Origin of the sequence: Mycobacterium noviomagense (assembly GCF_010731635.1) — a bacterium.
GTDB classification, from domain to species: Bacteria; Actinomycetota; Actinomycetes; order Mycobacteriales; family Mycobacteriaceae; genus Mycobacterium; species Mycobacterium noviomagense.
Genome location: NZ_AP022583.1, coordinates 3,471,612 through 3,489,791 on the forward strand (window position 1 = coordinate 3,471,612; position 18,180 = coordinate 3,489,791).

23 protein-coding genes and 3 pseudogenes are annotated in these 18,180 nt (G+C 64.6%); 13 read left to right on the forward strand and 13 right to left on the reverse strand.

Annotation, left to right across the window (positions count from 1 at the left end; translation table 11 throughout):
* Positions 1 to 106 precede the first annotated feature (106 nt).
* The 9 genes and pseudogenes from G6N15_RS16375 to G6N15_RS23845 all read right to left on the reverse strand — a co-directional run bounded on the left by G6N15_RS16375 (position 107) and on the right by G6N15_RS23845 (position 4,663).
* Positions 107 to 391 (reverse strand): WXG100 family type VII secretion target, encoded by a 285-nt coding sequence (locus G6N15_RS16375; protein WP_083089678.1) that lies wholly within the window; start codon positions 389 to 391, stop codon positions 107 to 109.
* A gap of 39 nt (positions 392 to 430) precedes the next feature.
* Positions 431 to 727 (reverse strand): WXG100 family type VII secretion target, encoded by a 297-nt coding sequence (locus G6N15_RS16380; protein WP_083089679.1) that lies wholly within the window; start codon positions 725 to 727, stop codon positions 431 to 433.
* A 332-nt stretch (positions 728 to 1,059) separates the two neighbouring features.
* Positions 1,060 to 1,244: pseudogene (locus tag G6N15_RS16385) on the reverse strand (WXG100 family type VII secretion target); the annotation flags it as partial.
* Between the two features lie 41 nt (positions 1,245 to 1,285).
* Complete coding sequence (locus G6N15_RS16390; protein WP_139798007.1) at positions 1,286 to 1,786, reverse strand: hypothetical protein; 501 nt, start codon at positions 1,784 to 1,786, stop codon at positions 1,286 to 1,288.
* 105 nt (positions 1,787 to 1,891) lie between these two features.
* Positions 1,892 to 2,176 (reverse strand): WXG100 family type VII secretion target, encoded by a 285-nt coding sequence (locus G6N15_RS16395; RefSeq protein WP_083089681.1) that lies wholly within the window; start codon positions 2,174 to 2,176, stop codon positions 1,892 to 1,894.
* A gap of 42 nt (positions 2,177 to 2,218) precedes the next feature.
* Positions 2,219 to 2,515: a WXG100 family type VII secretion target gene (locus tag G6N15_RS16400; protein WP_163748113.1), complete on the reverse strand. Its 297-nt coding sequence runs from the start codon at positions 2,513 to 2,515 to the stop codon at positions 2,219 to 2,221.
* 79 nt (positions 2,516 to 2,594) lie between these two features.
* Positions 2,595 to 3,974, reverse strand: coding sequence for a PPE family protein (locus G6N15_RS16405; RefSeq protein WP_083087672.1), 1,380 nt, complete (start codon positions 3,972 to 3,974; stop codon positions 2,595 to 2,597).
* Positions 3,975 to 3,992: 18 nt separating this feature from the next.
* Complete coding sequence (locus tag G6N15_RS16410) at positions 3,993 to 4,286, reverse strand: PE family protein (protein WP_083087673.1); 294 nt, start codon at positions 4,284 to 4,286, stop codon at positions 3,993 to 3,995.
* On the reverse strand, positions 4,274 to 4,663 hold the full coding sequence (locus G6N15_RS23845) for a PE family protein (RefSeq protein ID WP_083087674.1): 390 nt from the start codon (positions 4,661 to 4,663) through the stop codon (positions 4,274 to 4,276). The genes G6N15_RS16410 and G6N15_RS23845 overlap by 13 nt, the downstream gene beginning before the upstream one ends.
* 539 nt (positions 4,664 to 5,202) lie before the next feature.
* Here G6N15_RS23845 and G6N15_RS16420 point away from each other — a divergent pair.
* The 5 genes and pseudogenes from G6N15_RS16420 (at position 5,203) to G6N15_RS16440 (ending at position 9,195) form a co-directional block, all read left to right on the forward strand.
* On the forward strand, positions 5,203 to 5,703 hold the full coding sequence (locus tag G6N15_RS16420; RefSeq protein ID WP_083087675.1) for a MarR family winged helix-turn-helix transcriptional regulator: 501 nt from the start codon (positions 5,203 to 5,205) through the stop codon (positions 5,701 to 5,703).
* A 374-nt stretch (positions 5,704 to 6,077) separates the two neighbouring features.
* Positions 6,078 to 6,230 carry an AAA family ATPase gene (locus G6N15_RS16425; RefSeq protein WP_083087739.1) on the forward strand — a complete coding sequence of 51 codons (153 nt, stop codon included), beginning with the start codon at positions 6,078 to 6,080 and terminating at the stop codon, positions 6,228 to 6,230.
* Positions 6,231 to 6,276: 46 nt separating this feature from the next.
* A pseudogene (locus G6N15_RS16430) lies at positions 6,277 to 7,442 on the forward strand (IS3 family transposase).
* Positions 7,443 to 8,093: 651 nt separating this feature from the next.
* The gene (locus G6N15_RS16435) at positions 8,094 to 8,585 is read left to right on the forward strand and encodes a MarR family winged helix-turn-helix transcriptional regulator (protein ID WP_083087676.1); all 492 of its coding nucleotides are present in this window, start codon (positions 8,094 to 8,096) and stop codon (positions 8,583 to 8,585) included.
* Between the two features lie 346 nt (positions 8,586 to 8,931).
* Positions 8,932 to 9,195 carry a hypothetical protein gene (locus G6N15_RS16440; protein ID WP_083087740.1) on the forward strand — a complete coding sequence of 88 codons (264 nt, stop codon included), beginning with the start codon at positions 8,932 to 8,934 and terminating at the stop codon, positions 9,193 to 9,195.
* A 39-nt stretch (positions 9,196 to 9,234) separates the two neighbouring features.
* Here G6N15_RS16440 and G6N15_RS16445 read toward each other — a convergent pair whose 3' ends face one another.
* Positions 9,235 to 9,981 (reverse strand): enoyl-CoA hydratase, encoded by a 747-nt coding sequence (locus G6N15_RS16445; RefSeq protein WP_083087677.1) that lies wholly within the window; start codon positions 9,979 to 9,981, stop codon positions 9,235 to 9,237.
* Positions 9,982 to 10,061: 80 nt separating this feature from the next.
* Here G6N15_RS16445 and G6N15_RS16450 point away from each other — a divergent pair, with 80 nt between their 5' ends.
* The 4 genes from G6N15_RS16450 to G6N15_RS16465 are packed head-to-tail and all read left to right on the forward strand — an operon-like array spanning position 10,062 to position 11,511.
* Positions 10,062 to 10,277 carry a type II toxin-antitoxin system Phd/YefM family antitoxin gene (locus G6N15_RS16450; RefSeq protein ID WP_083087741.1) on the forward strand — a complete coding sequence of 72 codons (216 nt, stop codon included), beginning with the start codon at positions 10,062 to 10,064 and terminating at the stop codon, positions 10,275 to 10,277.
* On the forward strand, positions 10,274 to 10,666 hold the full coding sequence (locus G6N15_RS16455) for a type II toxin-antitoxin system VapC family toxin (RefSeq protein ID WP_083087678.1): 393 nt from the start codon (positions 10,274 to 10,276) through the stop codon (positions 10,664 to 10,666). Before G6N15_RS16450 ends, G6N15_RS16455 begins: the two co-directional genes overlap by 4 nt.
* 21 nt (positions 10,667 to 10,687) lie before the next feature.
* Positions 10,688 to 10,954: a DUF2277 domain-containing protein gene (locus G6N15_RS16460; protein ID WP_083087679.1), complete on the forward strand. Its 267-nt coding sequence runs from the start codon at positions 10,688 to 10,690 to the stop codon at positions 10,952 to 10,954.
* Positions 10,951 to 11,511: a DUF1802 family protein gene (locus G6N15_RS16465; protein WP_083087680.1), complete on the forward strand. Its 561-nt coding sequence runs from the start codon at positions 10,951 to 10,953 to the stop codon at positions 11,509 to 11,511. The genes G6N15_RS16460 and G6N15_RS16465 overlap by 4 nt, the downstream gene beginning before the upstream one ends.
* A gap of 9 nt (positions 11,512 to 11,520) precedes the next feature.
* Here G6N15_RS16465 and G6N15_RS16470 read toward each other — a convergent pair whose 3' ends face one another.
* The gene (locus G6N15_RS16470; protein ID WP_083087681.1) at positions 11,521 to 13,137 is read right to left on the reverse strand and encodes a CocE/NonD family hydrolase; all 1,617 of its coding nucleotides are present in this window, start codon (positions 13,135 to 13,137) and stop codon (positions 11,521 to 11,523) included.
* Positions 13,138 to 13,228: 91 nt separating this feature from the next.
* A pseudogene (locus G6N15_RS16475) lies at positions 13,229 to 13,426 on the reverse strand (DUF3558 domain-containing protein); the annotation flags it as partial.
* A 185-nt stretch (positions 13,427 to 13,611) separates the two neighbouring features.
* On the opposite strand from G6N15_RS16475, the gene G6N15_RS16480 reads away from it, so the two are divergent.
* The 4 genes from G6N15_RS16480 to G6N15_RS16495 are packed head-to-tail and all read left to right on the forward strand — an operon-like array spanning position 13,612 to position 17,360.
* Complete coding sequence (locus G6N15_RS16480; protein WP_083087682.1) at positions 13,612 to 14,601, forward strand: metallophosphoesterase family protein; 990 nt, start codon at positions 13,612 to 13,614, stop codon at positions 14,599 to 14,601.
* The gene (gene pptT, locus G6N15_RS16485; protein ID WP_083087683.1) at positions 14,598 to 15,275 is read left to right on the forward strand and encodes a 4'-phosphopantetheinyl transferase PptT; all 678 of its coding nucleotides are present in this window, start codon (positions 14,598 to 14,600) and stop codon (positions 15,273 to 15,275) included. The genes G6N15_RS16480 and pptT overlap by 4 nt, the downstream gene beginning before the upstream one ends.
* Entirely contained in the window at positions 15,272 to 16,147 is an 876-nt protein-coding gene (gene truB, locus G6N15_RS16490) for a tRNA pseudouridine(55) synthase TruB (protein WP_083087684.1), read from the forward strand. The genes pptT and truB overlap by 4 nt, the downstream gene beginning before the upstream one ends.
* Before the next feature lie 22 nt (positions 16,148 to 16,169).
* The gene (locus tag G6N15_RS16495) at positions 16,170 to 17,360 is read left to right on the forward strand and encodes a lipid-transfer protein (RefSeq protein WP_083087685.1); all 1,191 of its coding nucleotides are present in this window, start codon (positions 16,170 to 16,172) and stop codon (positions 17,358 to 17,360) included.
* 1 nt (position 17,361) lies between these two features.
* On the opposite strand, the gene mntR is transcribed toward G6N15_RS16495, so the two are convergent.
* Entirely contained in the window at positions 17,362 to 18,066 is a 705-nt protein-coding gene (gene mntR / locus G6N15_RS16500) for a manganese-binding transcriptional regulator MntR (protein ID WP_083087742.1), read from the reverse strand.
* Positions 18,067 to 18,180 lie beyond the last annotated feature (114 nt).

Below are 18,180 nucleotides of genomic sequence, written 5' to 3' on the forward strand. Positions count from 1 at the left end.
CATTGGTAATCCTCACTCTCGTTGTGTTTTTGTGTGCGGGCGGTGGCCCACAGTTGAAGTTGCAGCGATGCACCCCCTTTCGCCGTTGGAGCGGTGATCGGCGCGGTCAGGCCCAGCTGGATCCGACCGCGCAATCGGTGTCGAACATGTTGGAACCGGCGGTTCGCACCTTGGAGCCATGGGTGTTGGCCTGCTGGTAGATCACCTGGAAGTTGCGGCCCAACTCGGTGATGAACTGCTGGCATGCCGTCGAGCCGGCGCCACCCCAAAAGTCGCCGGCGGCAAGCACATCGCGCACGATGGCTTGATGCTCGGCCTCCATTGCCAGGGCTTGGGCGCGGATCAGCGCGCCGTGGGCGTCGACGTCGCCGAACTGGTAGTTAATCGTCATCAGTGTCTCCTCACGTGAAAATGTTTGTTCTGCAGTGGCTTAGCTGTTCAGGAGCTGCCGGGAGGCCTGCTCTTGGGCTTCGTAGTTGTTGGCGTCGCGGATCAGCCCGTCACGCACACCCTGCAGCATGTTCACGATGTTGCGGAACGCCTGATTCATCTGGCCCATGGTGTCGTAGGAGCTCATCTGGGCGGTGCCGCTCCAGCCGGCACCGGCGATGTTTTGCGAGGATGCCCACATCTGGCGGGCCTCGTCCTCCACGGTTTGGGCGTGCACGTCGAAACGGCCTGCCATCGCCCGCATTTGATCAGGATCGGTCATAAAACGCGTAGGCACTTCAATGTCTCCTTACGTGCGGTCATCCGAAAGCTGGGGTCGCTGCGGAAACAGCCCGTAGTCGAGATAAGCCCTGCTCTTATCCAAGAGGTTGTTCAACGGGCCGTCTTCGAGGCAGACCGGGATGAGAAGGCCCTCAGTTCGCCAACACCGGGTGAAATGATGGAAGTCGTTAAGAGGCGTTTGGAGACAATTGCCGCCGCCGTCGTCGTAGGCGCCTGGTGGGCAGTCGGGGCTTGCTATAGCGCTGGGATGGGCTGTGACCGAGATGGCCGCACCCGCCAGCAACGCTCCCAACCCAAGTCGTACCGGGCGCGTAGTTAATGTCACTTTCTGTTCCTTTGGCCCGTGGTGGCGTAAGAGCTCATGTGGGCGGTGCCGCTCCAGCCGGCACCGGCGATGTTTTGCGAGGATGCCCACATCTGGCGGGCCTCGTCCTCTACGGTTTGGGCGTGCACGTCGAACGGCCTGCCATCGCCCGCATTTGATCAGGATCGGTCATAAAACGCGTAGGCACTTGCATGTCTCCTTACTTCAATTTGTTCTGATTGGCTTGTCTTAAAGCAGTGGGGCGGGACGCCTTCCCCTGCGCTCGCTACCCGGCGGGTTTTTAAAAGCCAGGCGTATGTCGGCCAGGCTGATTGTCCGGTTGCCCGGCTTGTTCCAGTCGATCCGGTGGGGCAGAGGCGCAGCCGGCACATACGTGTAGCGCCACCACGCGACCCTCCAACGCCACCGCGCGCGAAGTTCTCGCTGGACCGCGATGACCGGCGACACCACCGTGCGCAGGGCAATGCCCTCTGTCGTGGTCCACACAAATTTCACGCCGTTGGCGATCGACACCACGATGTGTACCGCCGCCTTGGACGCCCACGCCACGCAGGCGGTAAGCCGTGCCGCGAGCGTGGCCAACGCGGCGCGCAGCGTCGAGAGCCACGGCTTTACTCGCGCGGCAACGGATCCATATCGGCCTCGGTGCGCAAAATGAGTCCAGTGCTTACGCAGCTGTGAGATCACGGGCGCCATATCAGCGTCGGCTGATAGCAAGGAATTGCTCATCACAACCACCTCTCTAAAACGTGAAGTGCTGTGTCACAAGCGCAGTGGCAGCCACCGCCGTAACCGTCGGCCTTAATCGCGCATACCATGGCCGTTGGCACACGTTCAGGCCCAGCTGGATCCGACCGCGCAATCGGTGTCGAACATGTTGGAACCGGCGGTTCGCACCTTAGAGCCATGGGTGTTGGCCTGCTGGTAGATCACCTGGAAGTTGCGGCCCAACTCGGTGATGAACTGCTGACACGCCGCCGAGCCGGCGCCACCCCAAAAGTCGCCGGCGGCAAGCACATCGCGCACGATGGCCTGATGCTCGGCCTCCATTGCCAGGGCTTGGGCGCGGATCAACGCACCGTGGGCGTCGACGTCACCGAACTGGTAGTTAATCGTCATCAGTGTTTCTCCTAACGTGGAAGTGGTTGCGCTGCAGCTGTCTTAGCTGCTCAGGAGCTGCCGGGAGGCCTGCTCTTGGGCTTCGTAGTTGTTGGCGTCGCGGATCAGCCCGTCGCGCACACCCTGCAGCATGTTCACGATGTTGCGGAACGCCTGATTCATCTGGCCCATGGTGTCGTAGGAGCTCATCTGGGCGGTTCCGCTCCAGCCGGCACCGGCGATGTTTTGCGAGGATGCCCACATCTGGCGGGCCTCGTCCTCTACGGTTTGGGCGTGCACGTCGAAACGGCCTGCCATCGCCCGCATTTGATCAGGATCGGTCATAAAACGCGTAGGCACTTCAATGTCTCCTTAGTGGGATTGATCGGAAAAATGTGGTCGCTGCATCTCGAAAGGAAATGAATGGCCCTCCTTCCCGTCACACGTCGGCCAGCGCGTCAACCGGCGCATGTCCGTTGGTCGGCAGCTGCGCATGTCCGTTGGTGGGCAGGTACACGATGGCCGGCCGATATCCGGGAACCGCTGGCGGAAGTCCGGCAGCAGGAGTTGGCGGAGATTCCGGCAGCGGGGGGTATCCGGCGGCCGGTGGCCGCGCCACCACGCTGCTAGCGCGCGCCCCGTATTTAGACCCGCCGGTACCCCCTGCGCCCGCGGCCGCGGCCCGCGGCAGCCCCCCGAACAGCATGGGGTAGCCTGATCCGGCGCCAAACTCGGTGGCCGCCAACGCCGACGGCGACGCCAACGGCACACCGCCCAGCATCGGCGCGGGAACCGTTGTGGCCGCGGTCCAGCTCTGCGGCACCGAAAGCGCCCCCAGCGAGTTGGCCTGACCCATCCCTGCGGCCACTGCCGGGGCCGCCGACGGCCCGAGCCCACCTAGTCGGGGCAGCATCAGTTGCAACGGCTTGGCAGCATTGGCGCCAATACCGCCGACTATCGGCGCCGCCACGCCCGTGTGTGCCATCTGCCAGAACGTGCCCATCATCTGGGTGGGCAGCATCAAGCCGTAGGTGGCCGGATAAATCAACAGGGAAAGAGTCGCGGGGTTCGCCCATTGCAGCAGCAGGGACTGCGCCATAGACGACGAAAGCAGGCCGCCCAATACCCCGGTCCCCGACGAGCTCGACGCCGCGGGTGATGCCGCTGACTGCAAAGCCTGGGGCACCGCGGAGAGCACCTGCGAGCCCATCGCGATGGTCTGCGCATGGGTGCCGGCGGCGCCGACGGCGGCTCCTGCCGCCGCGGCGTGCTGGGCGGCCAGCCCACCCAGGTTGGTGTTCTGCGTCGCCGGCAGCCACGGCGTCACCTTCGCTGTGATTGCCGCCGATGTCGCGGCGTAGGTGAACATCGCCGCGGCGTCCTGGGCCCACATTTCCATGTAGTGGGCCTCTGTGGCCATGATCGCCGGGGTGTTTTGCCCGAGGAAGTTCGTCGCCACCAACGCCATCAACAGGGCACGGTTGGCGGCGATCACCGGCGGGGGCACCGTTGCCGCATGCGCCGCCTCAAACGCAGACGCGGCCATCATGGCGTGGCCGCCGGTCTCTGCAGCCTGCGCCGCGGTGGCGTGCATCCACCCGACATAGATGGCGGCCGCGCCCGCCATCGCTATCGACGACGGGCCCAGCCACGGCCCGGCGGTAAGCCCCGAGACCACCGACTGATACGAGCTGGCCGCCATCTCCAACTCGGCGGCCAACCCATTCCAGGCGGCCGCGGCGGCGAGCATCGACCCCGAGCCCTGACCGGCATACATCCGCGCGGAGTTGAACTCCGGCGGAAACATCATCCAGTCCATCGCTAAAACCGCTTCTCGTTAGCCGGTCGCGTTAGCGACGTCGGTGGCCGCATAGGAGGTGGCGCTGGTTCCCAGCGTGGTGACGAACATCTGGTGAATCGCCGCCGCCTGTGCGCTGACGGCCTGATACATCTGGGCGTGCGCGACGAACTGCGTCGCGGTCAGCGCCGAGACCTCATCGGCAGCCGCGGGAACCACCCCCGTGGTCGGGGCTGCCACCGCGGCATTACTGGCCGCCATCTGTGCACCGACGCCCTGCAAATCCAGGGCCGCCGCCGTCATCATTTCTGGGTGCGTGGTCACAAACGACATGTGCTTTCCTCCTCACTGACCCGCTCACTAGGACATTCATTGCGATAGGCGAGCCAAGCCCGGCCGCGGTTTGCGCGACCGGGCCCGCTCGTAATCGCCAAGGCAGACGTCTGCGTCCCAAAAGTCCGGGGAACCATCCCCGGCTTGCCCGACAGGTCGTGGACCTGCGCTGCCATGGCGCTCGTCACCCGATTGATGACGGCATGCGCAGAAAATTGCGCCACCGTCAACACCGGCACCTCATTTGCCGCCGCCCGAATGGCCTCCGTCGTCGATGCTGTTGTAGACGAATTCCGGCTAGCAATCGCGCATGCAGTACGAAGCAAATTGCTTCTGCGCATCGACAGACTCTCCAGAACGACAGCTCGAGACGGCATTGGCTCACTCCTTCAAAGGATCAACAGCAATCGGCATTACTGAGTTGTTCCCCTTATCCAGGTTTTATCCGAAGTCGCAGCATCGGTCGGCTGCGCCAGACCGGCGAACCGAAATTGGCTGGGCCGGCCGCGAGGATGGCATGCCCGAGCACCCTGATACCTCTCGCTGACCTGCGAGGCAGGCAGCTTGCCATCGCCATCCTCAGCATCAGCCGCCCATCGGCAGCGGTCGCTGCTACGGTCGTCGCGTTTGTTCTGGCTCACATCCGCCTCCAGTCATTAGGCGACCTGTTCAGTCTGAATGGCGGAATGCTAGATCCCGGAATACGGATATGTCAACACGGTAAAGAGCCGCTGTAACAGGAGTCGCAAAGTTTCCGCAGCCAATAAGCGGAGCAAACGCTATAGCAAAACGAACATCGATTAGTACCGATGTGAGTTACTGGTCCATTATCGTGTAATTTTGTGATTGATCAGGTACGGCAATCGTTTGCAACAAATAACCGTTCCTGAACCATTCGGTATGAGATGATCAGCAGGTGAGGGCGCTATCCGTACCCGACTACAGCCAGAGCGTGGGCTTCCTATTGCGGCAACTCGGCTGCTACTCCAGCACGGTCTTCGCCGAACAGCTCGCGACCATCCACTTGACCGCGGCACATGCCGGCATGCTGCGTGCCATCGCGGCACAGCCGGGCCGCAGCCAGCATGACCTCAGCGCCTTCCTCGGCCTAGTGCCCGGCCGCCTGGTGGGCTACCTCGACGACCTCGAGGAGCGTGGGTATATCGAGCGTCGTCGCAGCACCGGTGACCGTCGCCGGAACGCCCTCCACGTCACCGAGGCGGGAAGGAAGCTGATGCGCAAGGTTGCGGGTCTGGCACGCGAGCACGACGACCAGCTCACCGCAGGACTCGACCCGGAAAAATGCTGCGCATTTCGCGATCTGCTTTCGACGGTAGCCCAGCAGCTGGGCCTTACGCCGCATACCGACCCTGGTTACCACGCCCTGGATAGGTGGGTGACGCACGCACGCCGGTGAACTCTACGAGCGACGTGGAACAGTTGCCTTCTTCCCGAAGCGGAGGCCTTTCAACGTCCGGTAGTGCGGCGCTGGCTCTCGTGTGACGTCATGGCTGTCGCGCTCGGTGACGTCGACCATGGGCGCCGGGACGCGGGACTGCTTTGACGCCAGGATGACCTTCGCCAGATCGTGGTCACGAGATCCATGCATTGCAAATGGCTTGCGGCCGAAGCGCTTAATTGAACCGGTGTCGAATTAACGGCTTGCCAAATTTTGCTAGCAGTTTTGAATTCTGGGCAAACCGTACGCGGAGTCGAGGTAGCGTCTGCCCAGAGACGGGGAGGTTCGACGTTCGGGTGCAACCGCGCAGCAGCGGGTCGGGGTGGCCGCTGGTGGGCCGCGATGACGAGGTCCGCCAGGCGTTGGCGGCGCTCGAGGATGACGCGGAATTTGACCGCGTCTTGTTGGTCGGCGAGGCCGGGACCGGCAAATCGACACTAGCTCGTGCGCTCGCCGAGGCTGGGGTCTGCTGCACGGATAGGTGATAACTGAGATGGCTTGCCCACATGGGCGGGCTGGAAGGATCTCACCATGGCAAGGCCCTATCCCAAGGAGTTTCGCGACGATGTTGTCCGGGTCGCCCGCAACCGCGAAGACGGGGTGACGATCGAGCAGATCGCCACTGATTGCGGGGTGTACCCGATGACACTGTGGAAATGGCTGCGCCAAGCCGATATCGACGACGGGGCCACACCGGGGCAAGACGACTGGGGAGTCGGCTGAGCTACGCGAGCTGCGTCGCCGGGACCGGCTGTTGGAGCGGGAAGATGAGGTCCTACGCCGGGCAGCGGCATATTTGTCGCAGTCGAACCTGCCGGGAAAAGGCTTTACCCGGTCGTGAAAGAGCTCGCCGCCGACGGAATCCCCGTCGCGGTGACGTGCCGGGTTCTCAAGGTCGCCCGCCAGCCCTACTACCGCGGGCTGGCCAACCCCGTGACCGGCGCCGGTTACCTCGAGGCGCATCGGGCCAACGCTCTGTTTGACGCCCACCGCGACGATCCGGAGTTCGGCTACCGCTTTCTGCTCGCCGAGGCCCGCGACGCCGGGCAGCCGATGGCCGAGCGCACCGCCTGGCGGATCTGCTCGAACAACGGCTGGTGGAGTGTGTTCGGTAAGCGCAAACGCGGCAAGAACTGCAAAGTCGGCCCGCCGGTGCATGATGATCTGGTGGGTCGGGATTTCACCGCGGATGCACCAAATCAGTTGTGGCTGGCTGATATTACCGAACACCGCACCGACGAAGGCAATCTGTACGTGTGTGCGATCAAGGACGTGTTTTCCACCCGCATCGTCGGCTACAGCATCGATTCTCGGATGAAGTCACGACTGGCCACCACGGCCCTCAATAGTGCGGTGGCACGGCGCGGCGATGTCGCTGGCTGCGTGGTGCATAGCGACCGCGGGTCGCAATTTCGCAGCCGAAAGTTCGTTCGCGCCCTAGGCCGCCACGACATGGTCGGATCGATGGGCCGTGTCGGGGCTGCCGGTGACAACGCGGCCATGGAATCCTTCTTCGCCTGCTGCAGAAGAACGTCTTGGACCGTCGACGCTGGGACACACGCGAGCAGCTGCGCATCGCCATCGTCACCTGGATCGAACGCACCTACCACCGCCGACGCCGGCAGGTCGGTCTGGGCCGATTGACCCCCGTCGAATTCGAGGCAATCATGACCACACCGGTCCGTCAGGCCGCCTAACCGAAACTGTCACCCGTTTGTGCAGCAGACCCGTTGGTTGTCTCGTGGCGGACGGTGGAGGGACACCTTTACCGCATCTTCGTCAAACTCAGCATCAACCATCGCGACCAGCTCATCCACCTACTTAGCCTGGAGCGGTCAGGGATATAAAACGTTGTTACTACGTCGCGACGAGCGTTCGGCAACGAGTCTTGGCCATCCCGGAGCTGGCCAACTGACACGCGTTAGAGACAGGGCGCAGCAGACCGAAAACGCACTGGTATAAACGAAATTCCCGTGCAGCAGTTTTCCATTGGCCGATTTGTTCACCGTAGAGGCACTTGCGAAAAGCTTGCAAGCATGTTTCCTCGGCTACTTCGCCGACACCAGGCGATGGGCAGTCATCGACCTCGTGCGCAAGAACTAGTGCGCGAAGCGGATTGCGAAGCTTCTCGAAACTGCTGGCTGAGCCCACTACTCTATCTGGGCGTCCCCACCACTCGACCCGTGTCTAATCTGCTGACACTAGCTCAAGGGGTCATAAAGTCCCGATGCATAACACGTAGTTGAGGTGGCCAGGCGGGCCGAAGATAGGTAGTGCACTACTCGTGCACATCCCGGCATTAAAAGCGGAACCTGACCCTGAGGGAAACGGGAGGTGATGGTTCCACAATGGCTGAATCTTCTCTGGCGCAGACGGATGGTGTGGGTTTTCTTCTGGCACAACTCGGCCATCACGCCGCCACTCTGTTCGCCGACCAGATGGCAACGATCGAACTGACAATGACGCAGGCGGGCATCTTGCGCGCCATCGCCGCAATGCCGGGCCGCAGCCAGCATGCCCTTAGCGCCCACCTTGGCGTGCTGCCCGGTCGTCTCGTCGCCTACGTCGACGAGCTCGAGGAGCGCGGGTACGTCGAGCGCCGCCGCAACCCCGGTGACCGCCGCCTGCACGCCCTCTACCTCACGGATGAGGGAAAGAAGGTGATGCGCAAGCTTTCCGGGCTTAGGCGACAGCACGAAAGCCAGCTCACCGCCGGCCTTGGCCCCGAAGAGCGCAGTATGCTACGGGATCTTCTTGCTACGGTGGCTCGACAACGGGGCCTGACGCCGCACGGCCACAACGGTTACCGCGCCCTGGCGGTACTTACCCCAGTCGGGTGATCGCTACCACTGCGATCTATCGGCAGCGGCCTTGACCCAGTGGTGCCTCCCCAGCGCCACGCTGTCGTTTTCGATCTCGACCGTGCGCGACACTGGCTGTCCTATTTGCGAAGTCGGGTAGCGCACTACTCGTGATAAGGCGCCGGTTTCCTCGAAGGATGCCTTTATGACTACTACCGCAGGCGGGTCGCCCACTACGGCTACCGAGCACTATGAAAAATTCGGTGTTGCCCGATCGGTCTACGGCTGGTCCAAGTCGTCCTTCAGGAAGAAGATGAGCCGTGGCCGGCGGGCAGGCCGTCCGACGCCGGTTTCTATGAGACTCGCCATCACGTCGGGCGGCCGCATAGGGCTTGATGCGCAAGGCAAGTCGCAGGCGGGCGGAAAGCGAACGGCGACTGTCTACCAGTTGACCGATCGTTTGCATGATGGGCACACAGTGCAAGTGTCGGAAGATGACATAGTGACAACGTTGTCTGCGTGGTTGGCTGAGCTCGGCGCCAGCAGCCCATTAGTAGAAGCCCTGGCTCAAGCGGTACGTGTCGGCGATTGGCCGAAGGCATATGTCCTCGGGGATTGTTTGTCAGTGGAAATAACTGTGGTCGCATGAGTTAATAGCCCCTGCCCCGGCAACAGTAGTCCGACGTATCTACCGCACCTGTGCGCGTCCGCGCTGAAGCACCGCTTCCCGGTTGGCGGCGATGTCGTCGCCGCTGGTCCGAAACTCCCGTGCCGCAGCGGCTTCCAGCCATAGTCCTGCGCTGGTCTGCGATTCGTCGATGCGGTGATACGACGCCAGCAATGCCCGCACTGCTTGTTGGTTGTTGCCGACGATCGATGCCGCGACCTCACGGGCGGCGGGCAGCAGCCGCTCGTGCGGCACCACCTCGGTGACCAGGCCGGCCCGCAGCGCGTGGTCGGCGGACAGGTAGTCGCCGGTGAGGCTCATCCGGCGCGCGAGCCCGACGCCTACCTTCTGTGGAAGCCGCACGCTCAGTCCCCAGGTCGGAAGCAGCCCTACTCGGGCATGCGTGTCGGCGAACCGGGCTTGTTCCGAGGCGATCAGGATGTCGCAGTACAGCGCCAGCTCCAGCCCACCGGTGACCGCGGCACCGTTGATAGCTCCGATCACCGGCTTGGTCATCGCCGGCCAGCGCGGCGAGATGTCGGGCAGCGCCGACTGCCCACCGAGCTCTTTGAGGTCCAGCCCCGCACAGAACACCGGGTCGGCGCCGGTGAGGATGACGACGTCAACGTCATCGTCGGTCTCGGCCTCAGCCAAGGCGGCGAAGAACCGGTCGCGCAGCGCCGCCGAGAGCGCATTGCGCGATTCGGGTCGATTCAGGGTCAGGGTGCGGACCCGCTCGTCGGTGTCGATCAGCAGCATGTTGCTCATCGCATCACCGTAGCCGCCGGTTGGCGACCACTACCATGCGCGCGGTTGCGGACCGGTATTCTGTCTATATGACCAGGATTATGACCGCTACCGAAGTGAAGGCGAAGATCCTTGCCTTGCTCGACGAGGTGGCGGGAGGCGAAGAAATCGAAATCACCAAGCACGGCCGTACGGTGGCTCGGCTGATAGGAGCGACCGGTTCTCACGCGCTCAAGGGCCGGTTATCCAATGTGGCGATGACGGCCGTCGACGAAGAGGCGCTCTTCAGTACCGGGGTGTCCTGGAACCTGCCATGACCACGATTCTGCTCGATTCCCATGTGGTGCATTGGTGGTCGGCCGAGCCCCGGCGTCTGAGTCAGGCTGCAAGCGGGGCCATCGAACAGGCCAATGAGCTTGCGGTTGCCGCCATTACGTGGTTCGAACTGGCGTGGCTTGCCGAACACGAACGCATCCAACTGACGATTCCGGTGACATCCTGGCTTCAGCAGCTCGCCGATCACGTCCGCACCGTGGGCATCACTCCAGCCGTCGCTGCCACCGCGGTGGCGCTGCCCTCGTCGTTTCCTGGCGATCCTGCAGACCGGTTAATTTATGCCACGGCTATTGAACATGGCTGGCGTCTAGTAACCAAGGACCGGCGGCTGCGGAGCCACCGCCATCCGCGCCAGGTCACGGTGTGGTAGCCGCGCACCTATCGTTGAGGCATGTGCAGGAACATCACCGAATTACGCGGACTCGAGCCGCCGGCCACAGCCGTGGAGATCGAAGCGGCCGCGCGCCAATATGTGCGCAAGATCAGCGGCATCACCCACCCGTCACCCGCCAACACTGAGGTGTTCGAGGCTGCGGTCGCCGAGGTCGCCGCGGTGACGACCCGGTTGCTGGAGGCCCTGCCACCGCGGCGCCAGCCCCCGAAAACCATTCCACCGCTGCGCCGCCCGGACATCGCAGCCCGGCTCGCGGCGCGATGACCCAGACCGCGACCGTCCCCGCGCTCAAGGAATGGAGCGCGGTGGTGCATGCGCTGCTCGACGGTCGCCAAACCGTGCTGCTGCGTAAAGGCGGCATTCACGAAAAGCGCTTCGAAGTAGCGGCCCGGGAGTTCCTGCTGTTCCCGACCGTCGCGCACAGCCACGCCGAGCGCGTCCGCCCCGAACACCAAGACCTGCTTGCGCTCGCAGCCGCCGACAGCACCGATGACCACGTCGTGGTGCGGGCCGCAGCGAAAGTCGTTGCAGTACTGCAGGTTAACCGGCCGGAGAACATCGACGCCATCGCCGACCTGCACATCTGGACGGCCGAATCGGTGCGCGCAGATCGGCTCGACTTCCGGCCCAAGCACCGGCTGGCGGTGCTGGTGGTATCGGCCACGCCACTGGCTGAGCCGGTGTCGCTGCTTCGCACACCCGACTACGCGGGCTGCAGCAGCTGGGTGCAGCTAGCGGTGACGCCGAAGCTGGCCGCCCCGGTGCACGACGATGCCGCGCTAGAGGAGGTTGTCGGCCGCGTCCGCGATGCCGTCGGCTGACCCCGCTGGCTAGGAGACTGGAAGCACAATCCGGGAGGTGCCGAAGTGCACCATGTGGGTGGCGTGCTTGAGTTGTCGGCCCGTCAGCGGCGGCTCGCCGGTGCCGAGGTTGCGCGCATAGCGGGGATGGCAGCCGCCGGCCACCAGCACGCGAATGCGCGAGCCCGCGCGGAACCGGTGGGCAATGGGGTCCAGTTCGATGCGGACCGTATTCGCTCCGTCGGAGAGCCGCCGGTAGCCGTCGCTGACGTTGACTGATCGGCCCCGGGCGTCGACCTCGCTCACCCTTACGAAGACGTCGACGTGCGGATTGTCCGAGGTATGCCCCAACTCGATGACGGGAACGCCGTGCACGCACAGATCAGCGGTGAGCGGGTCGCCGGTGAAGCTGAGCACATCGCCGCGGCGCGCCAACCGGTTGTCGTTGCGGTATCCGCCATCCCGTGACAGCAGCCGACCGCCGATAGTCGGCGTCGGGTCGGCCGGGTCGTACCGGAACGACGCCGGCGGTGCCGTCGTCGAAGGTGGCGTCGCCCTCAGACCGCCGCCGGGCTGTAGATACAGCGTGTGCTCGGTAGTCGTCGGCGGCCAGTCCTGCAGGTTGAGCCAGCCTTGACCGGTGACGAACACCCGGACCCGGCTAGGCCGCGGTTGTGCGCTCGTGCCGCGAAGGTGGCAATCCAGCCAGCTCAGCGACTCGCGGGTGACGGTGGCAAGCGCCTTGGTGAGCAGTTGGGTGTGGGTCCACGGCCCGACCGTCAGCGCCACGTGGACACCTCGCCGATCCAGGTGGCGGTACTGCTCCAGCGTCTGCCGAATGAAGATGTCTTGCCAGCCACCGATCAGGAGCACCGGGACCTGCACGCGGTCCAGCGCCGCGTTGAAACGCAGCGGCTCCCAGAACGGGTCGTCGGGTTCGGTGTGCTCCAGCCAGGACTCATACCAGGGTGCCGCTTCGCCCAGCAGCGCGCGGGCCGCCTCGCCCATGGGCAACCCGCCCGCCGCGCGCGACACCCGCCGATAAGCAAGCAGCTGGCGGACGGCGATCCGAAGCCGCACCCGATCTTCCTGGTGGGCAATCAGATCGCTCCAGCCCAGGAAGTCGGCGACCGCGAACGACCCGGTGCCCCACACCGATGCGTTGAAGTCGTGCGGGCCGGCCGTAATGACGGCCGCGGCCAACTCAGCCGGCGGATCACGCAGCAGCGCCCACTGGGTGAATCCCAGGTACGACAAACCGATGGTGGCGAACCGACCGGTGAACCAGGGCTGCTGACGCAGCCAGGCGACAGTGTCCGCAGCATCGCTGGCTTCGTGGATCATCGGCTCGAAAACACCCGCCGAGCCGAACGTTCCGCGGACACTCTGCAGAATTACGTGGTAGCCGCGGGCCGCGTACGTCGCGGCGTATACCAGCGAGAACGGAAACCCGCGGCCATAGGGTCCGCGCACCAACAAGGTGCCAGCGGGCTCTGACGTGGGTGCATAGTGGTCGGCCAGCAGCTCGACTCCGTCGCGCATCGGGATCCGTACGGTGCTGACCGTGTATCCGCAGGTGGGCTCAGGCAGGCGCAACAGCCGGCCGAGTGCATGGCCGGCGATCCGATTCGCCCGCCCGCGCAGCATCCGACTGGCACGTCCGGCGGGTGTGGAACTCACCACCTCAGGTTATGGGGCTAGCACAACGACGCCGGTACATGGCTGTGCGCGGGTGGCGTCAGAAGACGTAGTAAGGCGAAAGATCTTGTGCGCGCTGCAGATTCGTCGATGGACAATCGACATCCGGCGAGGAGTACACGGTCGAATAGAACAGCGACTGCTGAATAACCCCGTAGCTGGTCTTGAACGTCACCATGCAGGAGATGTACCAGTAGCTGTTGCGCCAGGTCGGCTTCAACACCCAGTACTGGGCGGCGCTGGCGGCGCGCTCTGCCACACAAGACCACGGCGGTGAGCAGCGCACCCAGCGCGAGCAGACCCAGCTTGGTGACCATCACATCCCCTGACTCGATCTGATTGTCGGGGTGTACAAGCCGGGTCGATGCAGGCACAGCGGAAACAAGAACCTGTTCTAGTTCTAGGGACGACGTGGCCGAGGGTATGGCCGGCGGACCGTTAGGCTGGGGAGTCGTGGCATCCCGGGACCAGACAAACGGCGGCCAGCCGACGCTTTGGGCGGTCTCCGACCTGCACACCGGCCACCTCGGGAACAAGCCCATCACCGAGTCGCTGCATCCCTCGTCGCCGGACGACTGGCTGATCGTGGCCGGCGACGTTGCCGAACGCACCGACGAAATCCGCTGGGCACTCGATGTGCTGCGCCGACGATTCGCCAAAGTGATCTGGGTGCCCGGCAACCACGAGTTGTGGACCACTGGTCGGGATCCGATGCAGGTGTTCGGCCGTGATCGCTACGACTACCTGGTCAACATGTGCGACGAGATGGGCATCGTCACACCCGAGCATCCCTTCCCGCTGTGGACCGAGCGGGGCGGACCGGCCACCATCGTGCCGATGTTTTTGCTCTACGACTACACGTTCTTGCCGGAGGGGGCGGCCAGCAAAGCCGAGGGCCTGGCGATCGCCCGGGAACGCAACGTGGTGGCCACCGACGAATTCCTGCTCTCACCCGAACCGTACCCCACCCGGGAGGCGTGGTGCCGCGAGCGGCTGGCCACCACCCGCGCCCGGCTCGAACAGTTGGACTGGATGACGCCGACTGTGCTGGTCAACCACTTTCCGCTGGTGCGTGAGCCTTGCGACGCGCTGTTCTACCCGGAGTTTTCGCTGTGGTGCGGAACCACGGAAACCGCCGACTGGCACACCCGCTACAACGCGACCTGCTCGGTGTACGGACACCTGCACATTCCCCGCACCACCTGGTATGACGGGGTGCGCTTCGAAGAGGTGTCGGTCGGTTACCCGCGAGAGTGGCGCCGCCGCAAGCCGTATGCCTGGCTGCGCCAAGTGCTGCCGGATCCGCAGTACGCGCCCGGCTATCTCAACGAGTTCGGCGGGCATTTTGTGATCACTCCGGAGATGCGAGCCCGGGCCGAGCGGTTCCAGGAACGGCTGCGGCAACGGCGATGACCGAGCCAACCGTGTTGTCGTCGGTATTGCCCGGCGATGCCGACAACCTCGCGTTCGAGGAGGTCTACTCCGACCCACCGGGTCTGGCGCCGCTGCCCGAGGAAGAACCGCTGATAGCGCGTTCAGTTGCCAAGCGGCGCAACGAGTTCATCACCGCACGTCATTGCGCCCGAATTGCGCTCGGCAAACTCGGCCTGCCGCCGGTACCAATCCTCAAGGGCGACAAGGGCGAACCATGCTGGCCCGAAGGCGTGGTGGGCAGCCTGACCCACTGCACCGGCTACCGCGGCGCCGTGGTGGGTCGCAGTCCCGCGGTTCGTTCCGTGGGCATCGACGCCGAACCGCACGACGTCCTGCCGGACGGTGTGCTCGACGCGATCACGCTCGATGAGGAACGCCACGAAATCGCTGCGCTGCCCGAAGGCCTGCACTGGGACCGAATCCTGTTCTGCGCCAAGGAGGCTACCTACAAGGCGTGGTTTCCGCTGACGCGGCGCTGGCTGGGTTTCGAAGATGCCCACATCGTCTTCGACGTCGATCCCGAAGGCAGCACCGGCGTGTTCGTCTCCAAGGTTCTCATCGACGGCGCCGCCCTGTCGGGGCCACCGCTGACGGCGCTGCGCGGACGGTGGTTAGTAAGAAACGGCTTGGTGCTCACCGCGATCCTGCTATGAGCGCGGGCATCGTCGTCGTCGACAAGCCGGCCGGGATGACCAGCCACGATGTGGTCGGGCGCTGTCGACGCATCTTCGCCACCCGCAAGGTGGGCCACGCCGGGACGCTGGATCCGATGGCCACCGGTGTGCTGGTGATCGGAATCGAGCGGGCCACCAAGATTCTCGGTCTGCTCTCGGGCGCTTCCAAGTCGTATGCGGCGACGATCCGACTGGGCCAGTCAACGTCGACCGATGACGCGGATGGTCAACTGGTGCAAGAGGTTTCAGCCGGGCACGTTACCGATGCCGCGATCGTCGCGGCGATGACAGGGCTGCGTGGCGACATCATGCAGGTGCCGTCGGTGGTCAGCGCCGTCAAGGTCAGCGGCCAGCGAGCCTACCGGCTAGCCCGAGAAGGCCAGCCCGTCGACCTGCCCGCCCGCCCGGTGCATGTCGACCGGTTCGAGCTGATTGCCACCCGCCGCCACGGCAAGCTGGTCGACATCGACGTCGAGGTGGACTGCTCGTCGGGAACCTACATCCGCGCTCTGGCCCGCGACCTCGGCGACGCACTCGGCGTCGGCGGGCACTTGACTGCGCTGCGGCGCACCCGCGTCGGCCGTTTCGGGATCGAGCACGCGCTTTCGCTCGACGAGCTCGCCGAGCGGCCGCGGCTCAGCCACACGCTCGATGAGACGTGTCTGCTGGTGTTTCCGCGGCGCGAGCTCTCCGCCGAGGAGGCCGATGCGGTCAGCCACGGGCGCCCCCTTTCGGCCGCCGGGATCGACGGCGTGTACGCCGCCGCGGCTGGTGATCGGGTGATCGCGCTGCTGTGCGACGACGGGCCGCGGACGAAGTCAGTGGTTGTGCTCCGCCCGGCTAACCTATAGACACCCGCCGTACGCTAGGGCAATGGCAAACAAGGTGTACGTGGTCGGCGTCGGTATGACGAAGTTCGAGAAACCCGGCCGTCGTGAGGGCTGGGACTACCCCGACATGGCGCGCGAGTCTGGGACCAAGGCGCTCGAGGACGCCGGCATCGACTACACCGAGGTCGAGCAGGGCTACGTCGGCTATGTCGCCGGCGATTCGACGTCCGGGCAACGGGCGCTCTACGAGCTGGGCATGACCGGGATTCCGATCATCAACGTCAACAACAACTGTTCGACCGGCTCTACGGCGCTTTTCCTGGCGGCGCAGGCCATCCGCGGCGGGCTCGCCGACTGCACCATCGCGCTCGGCTTCGAGAAGATGCAACCAGGCTCGCTGTCCGGTGGCGCCCAGGACCGCGAGTCGCCGATGGGCCGACACGTCAAGGCGATGGCCGAGATCGACGAGTTCGCGATGCCCGTCGCACCCTGGATGTTCGGCGCCGCCGGTCGCGAACACATGCGCCAATACGGCAGCACCGCTGAGCATTTCGCGAAGATCGGCTTCAAGAACCACAAGCACTCGGTGAACAACCCGTACGCGCAGTTCCAGGAGTCCTACACACTCGACGACATCCTGGCCGCGCGGATGATCTCCGATCCGCTGACCAAGCTGCAGTGTTCTCCGACGTCGGACGGTTCCGGCGCGGCGATCCTGGCCAGCGAGTCGTTCGTCGACAAGCACGGGCTGGCGGGCCAGGCGACCGAGATTGTCGGTCAGGCGATGACGACCGACTTCGCCTCGACCTTCGACGGCTCCGCCAAGAACCTCATCGGTTACGACATGAATGTGCAGGCCGCGCAACGGGTCTACGAACAGTGCGGCCTTGGGCCGCAGGACTTCCAGGTGATCGAGCTGCACGACTGCTTTTCGGCCAACGAGTTGCTGCTCTACGAAGCGCTCGGATTGTGCGGAGAGGGAGAGGCCCCCAAGCTCATCGACAACGGCGACACCACCTACGGCGGGCGCTGGGTGGTCAACCCCTCAGGCGGCCTGATCTCCAAAGGACACCCGCTCGGTGCCACCGGCCTGGCGCAGTGCGCCGAACTGACCTGGCAGCTGCGCGGCGCCGCCGACAAGCGGCAAGTCGACAACGTGAAAGCGGCGCTGCAACACAACATCGGGCTCGGCGGCGCCGCCGTCGTCACCGCGTATCAGCGCGCCGAGCGCTGATCTAGCTGGACACCACCCAGATCGCGCGGGCGGCCGGGCTGCCCAAATCGACAGTGCTGGCCGCGCCCTCGGGTGATTCACCCGATTCAATGGCCACCGAGATCATCCCGGCGAACTCGCGGCGGGCCAGCACCCGCAGCCGCGAATCCAAGCTGATCCCGATGCTGTCGAAATACCGCAGCATCTCCGGATCGGCATCTGAAATCCGGGCCACCGTGCCGGCGTCGCCGTCGCGGCAGGCCCATAGCTGACGCGCCGGCGGCGTCGGCACTTGTCCGTCGGTGGCCGGTATCGGGTCGCCATGCGGATCACGCTGCGGGAAGCCGAGCTTGGCGTCGATGCGGGCCACCAGCCGGTCGGAGACCGCGTGCTCGAGGACCTCGGCCTCGTCGTGCACCTCGTCCCAGCTGTAGCCGAGCTCCTTGACCAGAAAAGTCTCCAGCAGCCGGTGTCGGCGCACCATCGCCAGCGCCGCACGCCGCCCCGATTCCGTCAGCGTCACCGCGCCGTATTTCTCATGGTTGACCAGACCCTGCTCGGCGAGTTTGCGGATGGACTCCGATGCGGTGCTAGCCGACACCCCGATCTTCTCGGCCAGCATCTTGGTGCTGACCTTGTCGACCGACCACTCCTGCGCGTTCCAGATGACCTTCAGGTAGTCCTGGGCAACCGCGGTGAGCTCGCCAGGCTCGTTGTCGGGGCGCACAACAGGAAGTTTAAGCAACGCCGGCCTCATACGGGGCCGTCGCGCGGCTGCATCGAAACTGCGGTGGTGGCGTGCTTAAGCGGCCGGATCGCGACATGTGCGCAGAGTCGACGC